This is a genomic window from Rothia uropygioeca (assembly GCF_004136585.1).
In the GTDB taxonomy this organism is placed as follows: domain Bacteria; phylum Actinomycetota; class Actinomycetes; order Actinomycetales; family Micrococcaceae; genus Rothia.
This window is the reverse complement of sequence record NZ_NOIR01000002.1, coordinates 40,039-56,189: the sequence shown is the minus strand read 5'-3', so window position 1 is coordinate 56,189 and position 16,151 is coordinate 40,039. Positions and strand designations below refer to the sequence as shown.

Genomic DNA, 16,151 nt, shown 5'->3' with positions numbered 1-16,151 from the left:
AGGTTGGAGTCCCTCCGGTTGTGGCCGGTTTCGAGCTCATACTCCCCCTTCGCGATCCCAGGCGTTATCCGTGGAACGGCTGAGCACATGCTTGCGTATGCGTTCGCTCGGCGTCTTCTCGAAACTATCGACAACTTCGATGTAACGGGGCAACTGATACTTGGCAAGACGCGGTGCAAGCCAGTCGGACAGGGTCGCTGGACCCGATTGCGCTCCACATGTCAGCACGACGAAAAGCTTGATCTCCTGCTCCCCCAGATCAGAGTGAACCCCAACGACAGCGGCATCTTCGACGTCGGGGTGCTGGGCGACTACGTGTTCGATCTCCCACGCGGAGACGTTCTCGCCTTTGCTGCGCAAGCTGTCGGTGAGTCGTCCGTGGTACTGCAGTTCGCCATTGGCCGCGATTGACCCGACGTCATGCGTATAGAGCTTCCCGCCACGAAGTGTCTCGGCGGTGGCTTCGGCAGCCCGGAAATAGCCCCCGAAGAGGGCACCCGGGGTTTCGGAACTGATGACGATCTCACCGCGTTCGCCGGCAGGAAGTTCATGCCCTTCTGAATCGCAGATAGTTACAGAGAACCATGGCAACGGGCGGCCGATAGTTCCTCCGACCGTACCGTCCGAGGCGGTGGCGATGCTCGACCCTTCTGTCATTCCATAGGTCTCTCTCACCTCTACTCCGAATCTGCTCGAGAACTCCGCATGGATCTCAGCAGTGCAGCCGCCACCCCAGGCAACACGTACCGTATGGTTCAGATCCAGCTCGGAAGCCGGCTGCTTGAGAAGCATCTGCAGGATCCCGCCAAGATAGTGAATATGCGTCGCTCCCGCATCGCGGGTCTGCTGCCAGAATCTGCTGGCGCTGAAACGCGAGACAAAAGCGAGCTCGATCTCCGACAGCAGTGGCAACAGCAAAACTTGGGCCCCGCCCACGTGATAGAGCGGCTCCCACAGGAAGTAGACGTCCCCGTCTCCTCCCGCTGAGGCGATCAGCGCACCATCAGCGGCGATGCGCAGCATCTCATGAGTGACCATGACGCCCTTCGGCGGACCAGTAGTGCCCGAGGTGTACATCAGCGCGAGCAGGTCACTCGGTCCCGGAACCTCGTCTTCATTCCCGACGGGCCTTTTCATAGCCCTGGAGAGTTCGTCGTTCTGGTTCCGGTCAGCTTTGCGTTCCACAACGCGCACAGGGTATGAGGCCCCGCAATCCTCCACAATGCCCGCAAGATCTTCTTCGACAATGATGATGCGAGGCTCCGAATGGTCGACGAGGTAGGCCAGACCGTTCCCCCGCTGCTGCGGATTCATCGGCACCCACACAAATCCTGACCGGGCGAGGGCGAAGACCGCGATCACTGCATCACGGGAATTGCGCAACATCAAACCGACACGGTCACCGCGGCTGACCCCTTGGTCGGCGAGCCACCCGGCTAGCGACGAGCTCCCTTGGTTCAGCTCCCCAAACGTCACGGGTGCGCCATCGAACCGGGCATAGATTCGATCTGGATTCGACAAAGCAATGTCCTGCAAATTCTCGGCAAAACCGTGGGCGTGGTGCATTGGAGGGGTTCCTTGGTGACTGTGAGGTGAAGCAGTTGTGGTCATAAGTCAATAAACCTCGGTGCGGTTGAGAGGGAGGTTCTTCGTCTCGCGGAAGAGGAAGATGACGACGAAGGCCGATACGACGGCCAATGCCATGAGATAGAAGCCTGGTGCGAGCGATGTCCCCGTACTGGAGACAAGCCACGTCGCAACGAACGGGGCGGTACCTCCGAATAGGACATAGGCCAGGGAGTACCCGATTGCCGAGCTCGAGGACCTAACCGCAGGCGGGAACATTTCGACGAGGGCCGGAACATTGGCGGTTCCGATAATCGCGACGAGGATGGCCAGTACCGAGCCGCCCAGGATCGCAAAACCGAAGCCCAGAGGCATGAGAGCGAACGCAGGAACGGTGAGGATGACGAACCCGATGCAGGACGTGAGCAGCATTGCTTTGCGGCCGAATCTGTCAGACAGCATCGCTACGAACGGGCACGCGGCCGAGTAGGCGAGCATCGCAATCACGTTCGCGAGCATTGCCTCCGAGGAAGAGTACCCGAGACTCGAACTCATATAGGCAATCATGTAACTCGACATGAGGTAGTAGCCCACCGCGTTGGTGATGCTGTAGCCGAACAATGTGAGGATCTGCCGCTTGCATACGCGGATGGCCTCCCGCAGAGGGCGCGCAACCGTCTGTTTTTGATGTTCGAGAGCCCTGAATACCGGGGTGTCATCGACATGTGCACGGATGAACAAACCGATCAAACCCAGCGGAGCAGCGACCCAGAACGGAATCCTCCACCCCCAGGAAGCGAGGGCCGATTCGGAAAGCGTTGAGGTGATGAGTACACCGAGCCCTGCCCCGGCCACCGAGGCGATTCCGACGGTGAGCGGAATGACGCTTGAGAAAAGCGCCCTCTTGCCTTCCGGGGCGTACTCGACGATGAAAGACGCTGAACCCGTATACTCTCCACCCGTTGTGAAGCCTTGGATGGCTCGAAGCACGAACAGCAGAAAGGGAGCCCAGAGTCCGATGGTGGCATAGGTGGGAAGAACGCCGATGACGAAAGTTGCGGCGCTCATCAGCAGGACGCACAGCGCCAGCATCCGGTTTCGACCGATCCGATCTCCATAACGGCCGAAGAAGGCGGCGCCTATCGGCCGGGCGACGAAGCCGCCGGCGAAGATCAGCCACGTGGCAAGCAACGAAGCCACAGGATCGCCGCTCGGAAAGAACAACGAAGAGATCGTCACGGCCATCACAGCGTAGGCGGCCGAGTCGAACCACTCGACGAAGTTTCCGATCAGGGCGGCCCAGGCGACCCGTCTGAGACTTCGTCGGCCCGGACTCGGCGCAGGATCCATGTTCGTATCTTGGTGCTGAGCAGTCACAACGTCACTCCCGAATAATAGGCGTTCCTTGCGCCGGACGGACACCATTGGCCGTCGTAGCGTTCGAGCATTTCTCTTATTTCTTCTTTTTGGCGAGGAACCGCTCCATCTCACGCTGAGGCTCGCCCGATGCATAGGCTGCACGATGGGCAGCCTTGGCAGCCGTGACCGCTTCGACGAGGTTGTCCTCTTCGAGCTCGCGGATGCGCCCCTTGGTGATCGCGAGAGCACCCTGCGGGTAGTCGGCGATCCTATGGGCCAGCTCGATGGACTCCGAGAGGGCTTCACCGGCTTTGGACAACTTGTTGAGCAGTCCGAGGCCCTTGCCTTCGTCCGCGTCGACGAGCTCTCCCGTGAGGGCGAATTCCGTTGTCTTCGACCGGCCGAGAATGCTCCACATCGCCCACAAACCAGTGATGCTGGGAATTCCGGACAGCACTTCGGGCTGTCCCAAACGGGCACCGGGATCTCCGACCCTGAGATCGGCGGTCAGGGCGAACTGGAATCCCGAACCGGCCGCGACTCCATTGACCGCCGCGATGGTGATCTGGTCCAGGTCCCGCACGGCACGATAAAGGACATCGAAGCTGTCGATCCAAGCGTCCGAGGCGGCGTGGTCGTCTGGGTCCATGGCTGCTGACTCGGCCAGGTCTTGACCGGCGCAGAATCCACGACCCGCGCCTGTCAGGACTACGGCCTTGCAGGACGAGTCGTCCTTCAGCTCGTGCAGTGTCTCGATCAGCGCACTCCGCATCGAACCGGTCCATGCATTGAGTTTTTCCGGACGGTTGAGCGTAATGATGGCGACCTCGCCATCGCGTTCGGTGAGGATCTCTGACGACATTGTGTTTCCTTTCTTCGATTCAAGGTCAATCTCAATGTGACCAGCAAGGAAACGACGTCGTCCAACACCAAATTGTAATGTGGTCGATATCATGTTGATATTGAATCCATGGATGTTAGGCATCTGCGATATTTTGTCGCACTCAGCGAAGAGCTTCATTTCCGGAGAGCGGCGGAACGTCTCCACATGGCTCAGCCTCCGCTGTCGCAGCGCATCAAGGAACTCGAACATGAACTCGGCGTCGAGCTCTTTCACCGCAGGAGAACGGGAGTAGAGATCACCGAGGCCGGTGCGCTATTACTCGAACACGCTCGTGAAGTTCTCGATCGCGTCACGGACGCTGAAGAAGCAATGCGACGGATACGCCCTGGAGCCAGAGGCGAGATTCGCACCGCCCTGCCACCGGACACGGACCCGGCAACAATTGCAGTACTCGTCGAAACCTATAAACATCTGGAACCGGGCGTCCTCGTCAACATCAGCGAACGCCATACTGACGAACAGCTCCAATTGCTGCTCGATGGTGGCCTCGACGTTGCCGTAGTCAGACATCCAGTCAGTACCGTCGGCTTCGAATCGAGTCCGGTCTTCGCCAGGCCCGTCGGGGTATTGCTCAGACGAGACCATCCACTGGCGACCGAGGACGAGTTACACCTCAGCCAACTCGCAGGTCAGCATCTCATTCTGTTCCAGAGATACATGGCCTCCGCTCTCTACGACGAGATCCTGACCACCTGCAAAGACGAAGGTTTCCTTCCACCGTCCATCCGGAACGCTCGCAACCGCGATTTCGCCTATGGACTCGTCCTAGCGAATCGGGGAGTATATTTTCAGGCGAAACCATGGTCGTCCCCTCCCGCAGAGCTGATCTGGCGGCCGCTGGCCGGCGAGCCGTTGACCTGGAGGACCTCCGCACTGTGGGCAAGGAACAGTCGCACCCAGGCCACCGACGCACTTGTTAAAGCGATAGTGACCTCCCTTGAGAAGAGCGGGCACATGTTGGTCTAGTGGCGTGTCGCGGATTTAGCCTGCTCGCCTGGTCAGTGTGGGCGGACTAGACGGGTCAAGGAGCTTGCGTAGTTATCGGACGATGATGGGGAATTCCTATAAATGACAACTGGCACCGTGACATGTGGGCAATGAAATACTGACCACATGGATGCGTCTTTCGAGGATTTCATCGCCGAGGCCGAGGTCGCCCATATCGAGGGGTGGGACTTCTCCTGGCTGGCAGGCCACGCCGCCGAGGAGCGTCCGCCGTGGCGCTATGCACATATGCTGGGCCAACGCCTCTCCGCCATCGAAGCATCCCTCGATATTCAGACCGGAGGCGAGGTCCTTGCACACGTCCCCGCGGTTCCTCGGCTGGTCGTAGCCACAGGATCGTTTCCGCCCAACGTCGCCAAAGCAACGGAGCTGCCCCACTCCCGTGGGGTCACCGTGGTAGCGGATCGGGACGAACCGCCGCTGCCCTTCGGCGACTGCGCATTTGACCTCGTGACCAGCCGTCATCCCGCCACCATTTGGTAGGACGAAATTCGCCGAGTACTCCGTCCGGGAGGCAGCTACTTAGCTCAGGATAAGGAGAAAATCATGTCAATGTCAGATATCGACGGAAAGCTCTCGCAAGGATGGGGAGGCAAGGCACCCAACGGTTGCCACGTTAACGTCCTGCTCGCCCGGCGGGGATCACCCACGGCGGCTGGAATCGCCCAGGTCTTTACATCGCCATCGTCCGGGTTCACGCCGATCTTGGCCTGCCTGGGACCGGATCAGCCCTCCTATGTCACGGTTAATCCACCGACCGTGATTCTGAACAAGACCCCGGCGGTGACCGACCTCGAGCAATCGCTCGTTTCCGGAGCTGCCCAGGTCGGGATATCACAGGGAGTACTCGATGCGGTCGCCGAAGACCTGCTTGAGGCTGACCAGGAGACCGTGGTTCTGGTGTCCTTGTGGATCGATCCGGAAGCCGCGGACGAAACCGAAGTGCGCCACTCAAGTCGCGAAGCGACTTTGTCCGCGCTCCGTGAGGCCGTGAATGGACAAGGTCAAGAAGATCGTCTTGGCCTTGTAGGCTCCCGTGAATCCGTGACCCACCCCTTCTATAACGGCAACTAATCGCCCGCGCTGTGCCTACCCCGCGTGTTCGCATCCGCGGGGTAGGCACAGCATTTAAAGGCGACGGACGGGCACGAACCGGTATCAAGGCAAATCCGATGGCTGCCTCTCAACTGTCCACATGTCGGGACGATCCGTGATTCCAAACGTCAAGGATCTTCCGGTGTCCAATAAGAGCAGACCTCAAGCAATACGAGTGGTCGTTCTCTATACGACAAGCTTCAGACGCTGGGAGACATAGCTACCGAGGAGATCTGTAGACTCCCCCTAGGCAACATCAGAGGAGAAAACGTGAAGCCCAACGGTAAGGGTAATGCCGCAAACCTCTTGGCCTCTCTCGAGGCCGACCCCGTTATCGCTAGCATCAAAGACGAGGAGTCACTTTCCGCGGCCCTGCGTTCCGAACGCGAAGTGTTCTTCATACTTTATGGAACACTCATCGACATCGCTGGAATCGTGGATCGGGTCAAAAACGCGGGCAAGCTCGCCCTGGTCAATATCGACTTCATAGAAGGAATCTCCTCGCACGACGAAGCCGTCCGTTGGTTCGCTTCTACGACAGCCACCGATGGGATCCTGTCCTCAAAACCAACGGTCGTACGCGCCGCTCGAAAAGCCGGGCTGATCGGTATACAACGATCGTTCCTCGTCGACTCGATCTCCTATCGTCAGCTGCCTCGCACGATGAAACAGGGAGAGCCCGACTTCGTGGAAATCCTGCCGGGTTGTGTTCCTCGAGTCATCGAGTGGCTGCGCGATGACCTTTCAACCCCGATCATTGCTGGCGGACTGGTCTGTGAAAGGCGGGAGGTCAACGCCGCGCTCGAAGCCGGCGCACTGGCCATCGCAACCTCGGACCAAAAAGTGTGGAAGATGTGAGGGACTCCAACGGCGCACCTGGACGTCTTTCCTCCTCGCCTGCTACGCTTACATAAAATTTCATAAGCCAGGATTTTCCTGGCCGTCACGTTAGAGAACAAGAGATCAGTGGCGTCAGTCCGTTCGCGGAATGACTACGCCCCTGGTCTCTTTTTTTGTGCCTTCTCGTGGCTGCTATCGACATAAAGCACACGACCGACGGACGTATCGGTCTTCCACAAAGGAGTGGTCCCATGACTCAATCCAGCAGGATGATCAGCTTTGTCATCCTCGCCATGACGGGAGGTGTCATCTTCCAAGTCGCTTACCTACGGTTTCTGTTCCTCGAGGATGGTGCCAAGGCCTTCGAACTCACTCTTCAGCAATACGGATCCGTGACCTCTGTTTTCGGGACTGTAGCGGTCGTTATGTACTTCGTCGGTGGCTGGTTTGCTGACAAATTCTCGCCCAAGATGCTTATTGTCGTGGCCCTGCTGGGAACCGGTGTCCTGGACCTCTACGCCTCGACTGCACCCGGCTACTGGCCTGTACTAGTGGTTCATATCCTGTTCGCAGTACTCGGGACAGGCTTGTACTGGCCCGCCTTGGTCAAATCCGTGAGTCTTCTGGGCTCAGAGGACCAACAAGGTCGGCTCTTTGGTTTTCTCGAGGGCATCCGTGGCCTGACCACCACAGTCATCGGGCTGATCGGATCCGCGATCGTCGCCAAAGCCGTCGTTGCCAGCGCGGGAGTAGTTACTCTGATTCGCATATACGGGTTACTGTGCCTAGTGCTCGCGGTATGCGTTTACCTGGTTGTCCACCAGGGCAAGGACCAACTTGATAAGGCGGAACGCCAAGCGGTCACGCTGCGACAACTACTCGCCGCGGCCACGAACAAATACACCTGGCTCATCGGTGGAACCGTCATGATGATGTATTGCTTCTACACCCTCATGGGCTACCTGACTCCACTGTTGCAAGACGGGTTCGGTGTTGCGACGGGTCTCATCGGAGTGATCGGTGTCCTTCGCACATACGTCTTCCAATTTGTAGCCGGTCCGATCGGTGGAGTCCTCGTGGATAAAGTGTTCCGGTCCACTCCACGATTCTTGCTACTGACCTTTGTAGTTGTCGGTCTAACCGCCATCGGATACATGGTCTTGCCGCAGCACAACAGTCTGGTATGGGTCGCGGTGGCTCTGATGATCGTCATGAGCTTGGCCGTATTCGCTGCTCGTGGTGTCTACTGGGCGTCGATCGGTGAGCTCGGCGTATCCGTCGAGCAACGCGGTGGCGTCATTGGCCTTGCCTCCGGACTCGCGTACCTGCCCGATGCTTTCTTACCAGCTTTGGCCTCATGGTGGATCGGCGATGCATCCAACCATGTCCCTAGTCACGGCGGTTTCACCGCAATGTTCCTCGTACTCGTCGTTGCCGCAGCCGTAGGCATAGTGCTGTGCGTGCTCACATTGCGGATATATCACCGCGAGCTCACCTCCGGCATCTCAGCGCCCGCGTAAACAGTGCCCCGGACTAGCTGGGTAAACCATCTCCTGACGAATATCGTGCGCTGTGAAATCTCGAATACTTACAAACCCGACCCCCTACGATCCAAAGGACCTCACCATGGAAATAACTGATTTTTCCCTCGATCACTTTTCTCTTCAGGGAAAGGTCGCTCTCGTGACCGGAGGCAACTCCGGTCTGGGACAAGCTTTCTCCCTCGCACTGGCCAAAGCAGGAGCAGACATTTTCGTACCGAGCATCGTCGATGACGATGGCACGACCCGACACCTCATCGAGGAAACCGGGCAAAAATATGAATTTTTCGAAATCGACATAACATCCGATAAAGCACCAGAGCAGGTAATCTCTACCGCGATCGACCGTCTGGGCGGTCTGGATATCATCGTTAATTCAGCTGGAATCTCCAAGTTGGCAAACGTCGAGAACTTTGATCGCTCACAATGGGATCCGATGCTTGATCTCAACCTGACGGCCCCCTTTGCCCTTTCCCACGCGGCCATCGAACATTTCACTGCACAGAAATCCGGCAAGATCATCAACATCGCCTCACTGTTCGCTTTTCTCGGCGGCCAGGGGTCCCCGGCCTATGCGGCAACCAAGCACGGAATCGTGGGGTTCACCAAGGCCTACTGTGATGAACTTGCCGGGTACGGCGTTCAAGTCAACGCGATCGCACCCGGCTACTTCGCGACCGCCATCACCACCGCGACCCGTGCCGACCCCGAGGCCAGTCGTCGCGTTCTTGAGCACATTCCAGCAGGTCGGTGGGGCGAGGTTGCCGACCTGATGGGGACCGTCGTCTTCCTCGCGTCGCGAGCGTCCAATTACGTCAACGGCCACGTCCTGACCGTCGACGGCGGCTACCTCGTCCGCTGACTGTTCCGGCCTAACACATCTATTCCCCACACCAAGAAAGGTCCACTAGATCATGATCGACTCACGCTCTCCCCTCAACCGCCAGGAAATTCTTGCCGAACTAGGAAATCGTCTCCCGTCCGAACGCATTGAAACGAACGAAACCGCTCTCAAAGAAGCCAGCGTTGACCGGTTCAAGAAGTACCAATCTGTACACGAGATCTTCAATGCTCCGCTGCCGGTTGCCATCGCTTATGCAACCTCCACCGAGGACGTCGTCGCCATTCTTGAGCTGGCGGACAGGTACCTGATTAATGTCGTACCCCGCAGTGGGCGCACTGGAACCGAAGGCGGCCTCGAAACCAGCGTTTCGAACACCATAGTCCTCGATATTTCTAGGATGAACCAGGTGCTTTCGGTGGATCCGGAAAATATGCAGGTTACGGTCGAAGCCGGTGTCCAACTCCAAACGCTTGAAGACCAACTCCGTGAGCAGGGACTGACGACAGGACATTCGCCTCAGTCCAAACCTTTGGCTCAGTACGGCGGTCTGGTCGCAACTCGAAGCATCGGTCAGTTCTCAACCCTGTACGGAGCCATTGAAGACATGGTCATGGGCCTTGAAGCCGTATTCCCGGGTGGACACACTGCCCGGATCAAGTCCGTTCCGCGTCGAGCCGCTGGCCCTGATATTCGCCACGTGCTGATCGGCAACGAGGGCGCGTTGGCAGTGATCACCGAAGTGACTCTCAAAGTATTCCGCTACTTTCCGGAAAACGATGAATTTCACGGAGCTCTCGTCGATGACATGAGCACCGGCGTGGCGATCCTGCGCGAAGTCATCACTAACGGCTTCCGGCCGTCTGTAGCCCGTTTGTACTCGCCAGAGGACGCCAACCAGCACTTCTCCCACTTCAGCGAAGGCAAATGCGTCGTCATATTCGTAGCTGAAGGCCCCAAGAGCATCGTCGAGGCAACCAGTACGGAGATTAGAAGAGTTCTGGGACAACACGTTCACCAAGACGTGAACCCAGACCTTATCGAGGAGTGGTTCCAAAACCTCAACTGGGGCCCGGACAAGATCGAAGCCGAGAAGAAGGCGATGCTTGATAATCAACGCCTTGGATACACGACGGAAGTATCAGCCAGCTGGTCCCAGGTCACTGACCTTTACGATGCGGTAATCCGTCGCATCCGAAACGAGTACCCCTATGCCAAGGATTTGACCATGCTCGGTGGTCATTCCTCGCATAGCTACCAGACTGGTACCAACATGTACTTTGTCTACGACTACCACATCGATGCATCGCCCGAAGAGGAGATCGAAAAATACCACATTCCTCTCAACGCCATCATCGTTGAGGAAGCACTTCGCCATGGTGGATCGATCGTCCATCATCACGGCATCGGCAAATATCGTTCGCCATGGACCCAGCAAGAGCATGGAAGTGCGTACCAGATCCTGACGGCTCTCAAAAACGCGTTCGACCCAAATGGCGTCATGAATTCGGGGACCATTATTCCCGTCGAGGGCGCTATTCAGGCAGCAGCAGCGCACCCTGACCAACAACTGGACCAGTGGGCATCAGAGAACCGAGGCCGCGAGGATTCAGCTTCATGACTTGCTACATAATGGGAATAGACAACGGTTCGCAGTCATCGAAAGTAACGATCTATGCCGAAGACGGCAGGCCTTGTGCGGAAGGTAGAGTGCCGCTTCCTGCGACCGATTCGCCTCGCCCGGGAACTGTTGAATACCCTGACGACGTTTTGTGGGACTCCATTGCAGAAGCCAGCCGGCGTGCCGTCGCTGGCTTTGAAGGTGACCTGCAGGAGATCAAGGGAATCGGTCTGTGCACGATTCGCTTTTGTCGCGTTGTCCTGCAGGCCAACGGATCTCTTGCCCAGCCAGTTATGAGTTGGATGGACGAACGTGTCAGCCGTCCCTACCACCGAGAATCCAATGACGCCGCGTACGTCACCAGCTCGTCGGGCTACATAACGCACCGCATGACTGGGAAGTTCAAGGATACGTCGGCAAATTACCAGGGGATGTGGCCGATCGACACCGATACCTGGGAATGGACCGGCGACGAGTCGGGCTACGAGGCGACTGGTATCCCGCGAAACATGCTTTTTGAACTGGTTCAGCCGGGTGAGGAACTCGGCCGGCTCACGGAGACTGCGGCAACGGCGATGAGCCTTCCTTCAGGAATACCAGTCATCGCCACCGCTAACGACAAAGCGGTAGAAGCGCTGGGAGCCGGCCTCCGCGATCCATCAGATCTGGTGATTTCGACTGGTACGTATATTGCTTCGATGGCAGTCGGTACCGATAACGTCAAGAAATCGGAGTCATTTTGGACGAATTTCGCTTCGGAACCTGGGCTTTATTTATATGAAAGCAACGGCATCCGCCGTGGCATGTGGACCGTAAGCTGGATGCGCGATTTATTGGGGCCTGAGGCCGCTCATGCCGCGGTTGCTCGTGGAGAATCCGTTGAGCAGATGCTGGGACGTGAAGCCGCAGCAGTCTCGCCGGGGTCCGACGGGCTCTTGACGGTACTTGATTGGCTCGCCCCAGTGGATGAGCCTTACCGCAAGGGATCGATGCTCGGTTTCGATGCACGGCACGGCCGAGGACACATGTTCCGATCGATTCTTGAGGGCATCGCAATGACCATGAAGCAGCGGGCAGACGAAATGTCCGAAGAACTCGATAGGGGGTTCCAGCGCATTGTCCTGACTGGCGGCGGGTCTTCTTCTGATTTACTGGTCCAGATCATTGCGGACGTCTTCGGTCTACCGACTGTGCGCATGACTGGGGCGAGTGCCGCCAGCAGAGGCGCCGCGATCTGTGCCGTGGTCGGTACTGGACTCGCAAACTCATTTGATGCCGCGACAAAACAGCTCGCAATCACCGCGGATGAAGTCCTTCCCAATCGAGACAACGCCCAGACATATCACGAGCTCGGTAGGGTGTATCGAGATATTCGTGCTGCAACGGATCCTCTGTACGGCAGAACCTCCAACCTCTTCGGATGACCATGCGGAAAGAACGGCTCCACCTAGGTACATCTCAGGCGCTGCCCCAGTAGCGTCGAAGTCATTTCCACGTCTTGGCTCCGAGACTTCAGATTTCCTTCAATGCCCTGACTCCAGCTGTAGAGAATTCTCGCTCACCAGAAACGGCAAGTGCCCCTGTGGGGTACTTGCCGTTTTTTGAGTTAAGTATTGTGGACCCCCATTGTCCAAGACCGGCTCGCTGAACAGCTCGGTAGGCCGTGGGTCGCGCTATCCCGAACAGCTCCGTGCTCCCAGCGGCCTTTTGCCTTCCCTCCCCCGTAGAACTGAACCACGTGTATTTCCTGGCTCGGTGAGAGTTTCTGCTTCTTGCTCCGCAGCCGTACCCACCATGTTGAACAACAATCCCCGTAGGGTCGTGCGCGTCCTAGCGCCTGCCCCAACGTTCAGTGTCAGGCCCTGGGTGGTCAGTTCGGCCGCGATTTACCTTGTTGGGGAATTGGAGATCGAAGGAGCCATGACCATCCAGGGCGGCACGGCTTCGCTGAAGACATAGGGCCGAGTCTGCGGCATAGTTACCTTTCGTACTTGCGATGAGAATGCATTTTCACTGCTCCTATGTCTCGCTCGGCCGCGGAAGGGCACCGGCAGGAAACGGAAAAACATCCGAAGTAACCCACCGTGAAGGCTTGCCCCCCTCAGGCACCGCGTCAGAGCACGCCATCCAACCAATGTGCTGAAACCCTACCCAATGACCATACGAGTCATTATAATGACTTGTATTGAAGTACGTCGACGGGGAGGCTTCATGATGGCCGCGGCAAAGAAGTATCAGCGAGTGCAACAGGCCATTCGCCGCGACTACGGCCAACTCCGCGCCGGCACTTCGCTCCCTTCCGAAGCCGAGCTGTGCCGCCAATACGAGGTCAGCCGCGTGACCATTCGTCGAGCGATAGAGGAACTCGTCGATGAATGCCTCCTGACCAGGCAACACGGCCGCGGAACCTTCGTGAGCGCGCAAGGTGCTTCACCAACTCACCCGCCCGAGGTAGTCGATTCCCAGGGTTTTTATGCGCAAATGACGGGCCAGGGCATCAAAGTCACGTCCAAGGTCCTCTTCCAAGGGATCACCACCTCGTTGAGCGGCCTGGCCAGTTCCTTGGGTCTCTCACCCCAAGAGCCCCTCCTTCGCCTAGATCGCGTTCGCTCGGTCGAAGGCCGCATCGACCATCTGACACGTAGCTGGATGAGCGCTCGGAAATACCGCGGCATCCTCGACCATAACTTTGCCCAGGAATCCTTCCAGGCGGTCCTTTCCGAAGAATTCGGCTTTACCCCGCGCTGGGGAAGAGCCAATGCCCAGCTCACCGACGTGACCCGGGAGGAGGCCGAACACCTTGGCATTCAGGCAGCCGATACCCGATTGCGCACCTTCATCACTTTCTACGCCGACGACGAGACGCCCGAGGTCTGCACCGAAACGATCTACGCCGACAAGCAGGCATCTCCCCAGTTCCTATTCATTAGCAGGTCTTAACCCGGAAGGAATTATCTGATGCTCAAGGAAGAACTCACCCTCGATCGGGTGCTCGTCGACGACGTCGCCTCGTGGCAGGAGGCGATTCGCAGAGCGGGCCAGCCTCTCTTCGAGGCAGAAGCCATCCGCGAATCGTACATTGATCAGGTCATCGCGAACATTCAGGAGCCGGGCGGGACCTACATGGACCTTGGTTTTGGCATAACCCTCGCCCACGCCAGGCCCGAAGCTGGTGCTCTCAAGACCGCGTTCTCGGTGCTCACGCTCCGTGATCCCGTCAACCTCAATGACGACGAGGCACACCCCGTCCGCACGGTCATCTTCCTCGCCGCGGCCGATGATTCCGCACACCAGGAAGCCCTCCGCGACCTCGCGACAATCCTGCGGAATGGGAACAAGCGCGACGGTCTGACGCACGCTAACGATCCTCACGAAATATTAAAACTCCTCACGGCCAACTAACCGGCCAAACCACCTACGAAAGGACATCACGATGAAATTCATGGCAATGTGCAGCTCCGGTTTGGGCAGCTCTTTCATGGTTGAAATGAACATCCAGGCGGCACTCGACAAGATCGGGGCCAAGGACGTCGAGGTCGATCACGCAGACCTGGGTTCGGCAGGTCCCACTGACGCCGATGTCTTCTTCGTTGGAAAGGACCTCGAGAACTCGGTTTCAGGCTTCGACGACGTCGTCATCCTGGATTCGATCATTGATCAGGACGAACTCGACCTGAAGGTCAAGGAAACGTGCCTTCGACTTGGCATACCGCTAAGCGACTAGGCGTGAAAGGGATTCCATTATGAACAGCACGCTCCATGTACTCGTCCAAATCTTCTCTGAACCATCTATCCTCGTCGCGCTGATCGCGTTGGTCGGGCTCCTTCTGCAGCGGAAACCCGGCGCAGACATCATGAAGGGCACGGTCAAGACCTTCGTCGGATTCCTGGTCCTCTCGGCCGGTGCGGCCGTCGTCGTAGCTGCTCTCGACCCCTTTGGAGACATGTTCTCCGAGGTCTTTGGGGTTCAAGGCATCGTCCCCAATAACGAGGCGATCGTCGGGCCGGTGCTGCAGGAATACGGCACCGCCGCAGCGTTGATCTTTTTCTTCGGAATGGTCGTCAACGTCATCCTGGCCCGGATAACGCGGTTCAAGTACATCTATTTGTCCGGGCACGTGGCCCTGTACCAGTCGGCCATGATAGCGGTGATCCTGATCGTCGCGGGCTTCAGCACATGGGAGGCCATCCTGTGGGGTTCGATCGCAGAGGCCATCATCACCACCGTTTCGCCCGCGGTCGTCCAGCCCTTTATGCGGCAAGTCACCGGCAAAGATAACGTGGCACTGGGTCACACCGGTGGCTTCGGCATCGCACTTTCAGGCCTCGTTGCTCGGCTCACCAAAGGTGACCCGGAGAACTCGACCGAGAAGCTGAAGGTACCCAAGTCCCTGGGCTTCGTGCGCGACTCGACCGTCGTCGTGGCCCTGTCTATGGGGATCATATTCATCGTCGTGGCCCTGTTTGCTGGGCCCAGCTACGTTCAAGACAACATCTCGGATGGGCAGAACTACATCCTCTGGGCGGTCATGTCGGCCGGTCAATTCGCCGCCGGCGTGTTCATCATCCTGGCCGGCGTCCGCGTGATCCTGGCCGAGATCGTTCCGGCATTCAAGGGCATCTCGGAGAAATTGGTGCCCGATGCCAAACCCGCTTTGGACGTCCCCATCACCTTCACGTTCGCGCCGAACGCGGTCATGGTGGGATTCCTGTCCTCGCTGGTCGCAGGCCTGATCGGAATGGGCGTGTTGGGCATGCTCGGCACCGCCGTGATCATCCCCGGTATCGTCGCCCACTTCATGACCGGGGGCGCCTCGGGCGTTATCGGTAATGCCGTCGGCGGACGCCGCGGTGCGGTTCTGGGCGCCTTTGCCAACGGCATCCTGATCACGCTGGTTCCTTTGCTGCTCCTACCGCTACTCGGCGACATCGGCAATGCGAACGCGACCTTCGGCGATTCCGATTACGGCGTCATCGGCCTCTACCTCGGCTGGCTCGGCATCGGCGGCAAGGCATTCATCATCGTGGGCATCCTGGTCGCTCTGCTCGCCCTGTTCGGCACGAGTTTCGGCATCGGGCGCGCCGCAAAGAAGCGGGAAGCACGCGACCACGCGGCGGAAGGCAGCGCAACCTCAGATTCCTCCGAAACTCGCTCCTCCAACATCGCGGACTCATCCGATTCCGCTTCCTAGCAGCGGCTTCTAGGAAACACATCAGGCACGGACGAACGACGCCGCCCGCTCCACTATTGGACTGGGCGGCGTCGTTTTCTCATGTTTCAGGCACGTCAGCACGCTCCGGACATGCGGGCCAATGCAGGCAGAGGCGGTCGCGGTCAGGTAAGAGCTTCTGCGCTCGTCCTACTCGGCGGCCGTCTCT

General features: G+C 58.2%; 15 protein-coding genes. 12 read left to right on the top strand and 3 right to left on the bottom strand.

The window, feature by feature from the left end:
- Positions 1-36: 36 nt before the first annotated feature.
- From EWR20_RS04605 to EWR20_RS04595, 3 genes are all read right to left on the bottom strand, one after another.
- The gene (locus EWR20_RS04605) at positions 37-1,566 is read right to left on the bottom strand and encodes an AMP-binding protein (RefSeq protein ID WP_129359481.1); all 1,530 of its coding nucleotides are present in this window, start codon (positions 1,564-1,566) and stop codon (positions 37-39) included.
- Positions 1,567-1,614: 48 nt separating this feature from the next.
- Positions 1,615-2,943 (bottom strand): MFS transporter, encoded by a 1,329-nt coding sequence (locus tag EWR20_RS04600; protein WP_238147586.1) that lies wholly within the window; start codon positions 2,941-2,943, stop codon positions 1,615-1,617.
- Between the two features lie 76 nt (positions 2,944-3,019).
- Entirely contained in the window at positions 3,020-3,787 is a 768-nt protein-coding gene (locus EWR20_RS04595) for an enoyl-CoA hydratase/isomerase family protein (RefSeq protein ID WP_129359480.1), read from the bottom strand.
- Between the two features lie 108 nt (positions 3,788-3,895).
- Between EWR20_RS04595 and EWR20_RS04590 the strand changes: the two genes are divergently transcribed.
- From EWR20_RS04590 to EWR20_RS04535, 12 genes are all read left to right on the top strand, one after another.
- Positions 3,896-4,795, top strand: a complete 900-nt coding sequence (locus EWR20_RS04590; protein WP_129359479.1) for a LysR family transcriptional regulator — start codon at positions 3,896-3,898, stop codon at positions 4,793-4,795.
- 147 nt (positions 4,796-4,942) lie between these two features.
- A complete protein-coding gene (locus EWR20_RS04585) occupies positions 4,943-5,317 on the top strand; it encodes a hypothetical protein (RefSeq protein WP_129359478.1) in 375 nt (124 codons plus the stop codon).
- A gap of 63 nt (positions 5,318-5,380) precedes the next feature.
- Complete coding sequence (locus EWR20_RS04580; RefSeq protein ID WP_129359477.1) at positions 5,381-5,908, top strand: formaldehyde-activating enzyme; 528 nt, start codon at positions 5,381-5,383, stop codon at positions 5,906-5,908.
- A gap of 291 nt (positions 5,909-6,199) precedes the next feature.
- Positions 6,200-6,787 carry a glycerol-3-phosphate responsive antiterminator gene (locus EWR20_RS04575; protein ID WP_129359476.1) on the top strand — a complete coding sequence of 196 codons (588 nt, stop codon included), beginning with the start codon at positions 6,200-6,202 and terminating at the stop codon, positions 6,785-6,787.
- A gap of 233 nt (positions 6,788-7,020) precedes the next feature.
- Positions 7,021-8,289 (top strand): MFS transporter, encoded by a 1,269-nt coding sequence (locus EWR20_RS04570; protein ID WP_129359475.1) that lies wholly within the window; start codon positions 7,021-7,023, stop codon positions 8,287-8,289.
- 106 nt (positions 8,290-8,395) lie between these two features.
- On the top strand, positions 8,396-9,172 hold the full coding sequence (locus tag EWR20_RS04565; RefSeq protein WP_129359474.1) for an SDR family oxidoreductase: 777 nt from the start codon (positions 8,396-8,398) through the stop codon (positions 9,170-9,172).
- A 52-nt stretch (positions 9,173-9,224) separates the two neighbouring features.
- Positions 9,225-10,772 carry an FAD-binding oxidoreductase gene (locus EWR20_RS04560; RefSeq protein WP_129359473.1) on the top strand — a complete coding sequence of 516 codons (1,548 nt, stop codon included), beginning with the start codon at positions 9,225-9,227 and terminating at the stop codon, positions 10,770-10,772.
- Positions 10,769-12,196 carry an FGGY-family carbohydrate kinase gene (locus tag EWR20_RS04555; protein ID WP_129359472.1) on the top strand — a complete coding sequence of 476 codons (1,428 nt, stop codon included), beginning with the start codon at positions 10,769-10,771 and terminating at the stop codon, positions 12,194-12,196. The genes EWR20_RS04560 and EWR20_RS04555 overlap by 4 nt, the downstream gene beginning before the upstream one ends.
- A gap of 787 nt (positions 12,197-12,983) precedes the next feature.
- The gene (locus EWR20_RS04550) at positions 12,984-13,712 is read left to right on the top strand and encodes a GntR family transcriptional regulator (protein ID WP_165000953.1); all 729 of its coding nucleotides are present in this window, start codon (positions 12,984-12,986) and stop codon (positions 13,710-13,712) included.
- An 18-nt stretch (positions 13,713-13,730) separates the two neighbouring features.
- A complete protein-coding gene (locus EWR20_RS04545; RefSeq protein ID WP_129359470.1) occupies positions 13,731-14,174 on the top strand; it encodes a PTS sugar transporter subunit IIA in 444 nt (147 codons plus the stop codon).
- 31 nt (positions 14,175-14,205) lie between these two features.
- Positions 14,206-14,496 carry a PTS sugar transporter subunit IIB gene (locus EWR20_RS04540; protein ID WP_129359469.1) on the top strand — a complete coding sequence of 97 codons (291 nt, stop codon included), beginning with the start codon at positions 14,206-14,208 and terminating at the stop codon, positions 14,494-14,496.
- A gap of 19 nt (positions 14,497-14,515) precedes the next feature.
- On the top strand, positions 14,516-15,964 hold the full coding sequence (locus tag EWR20_RS04535; RefSeq protein ID WP_129359468.1) for a PTS ascorbate transporter subunit IIC: 1,449 nt from the start codon (positions 14,516-14,518) through the stop codon (positions 15,962-15,964).
- Positions 15,965-16,151 lie beyond the last annotated feature (187 nt).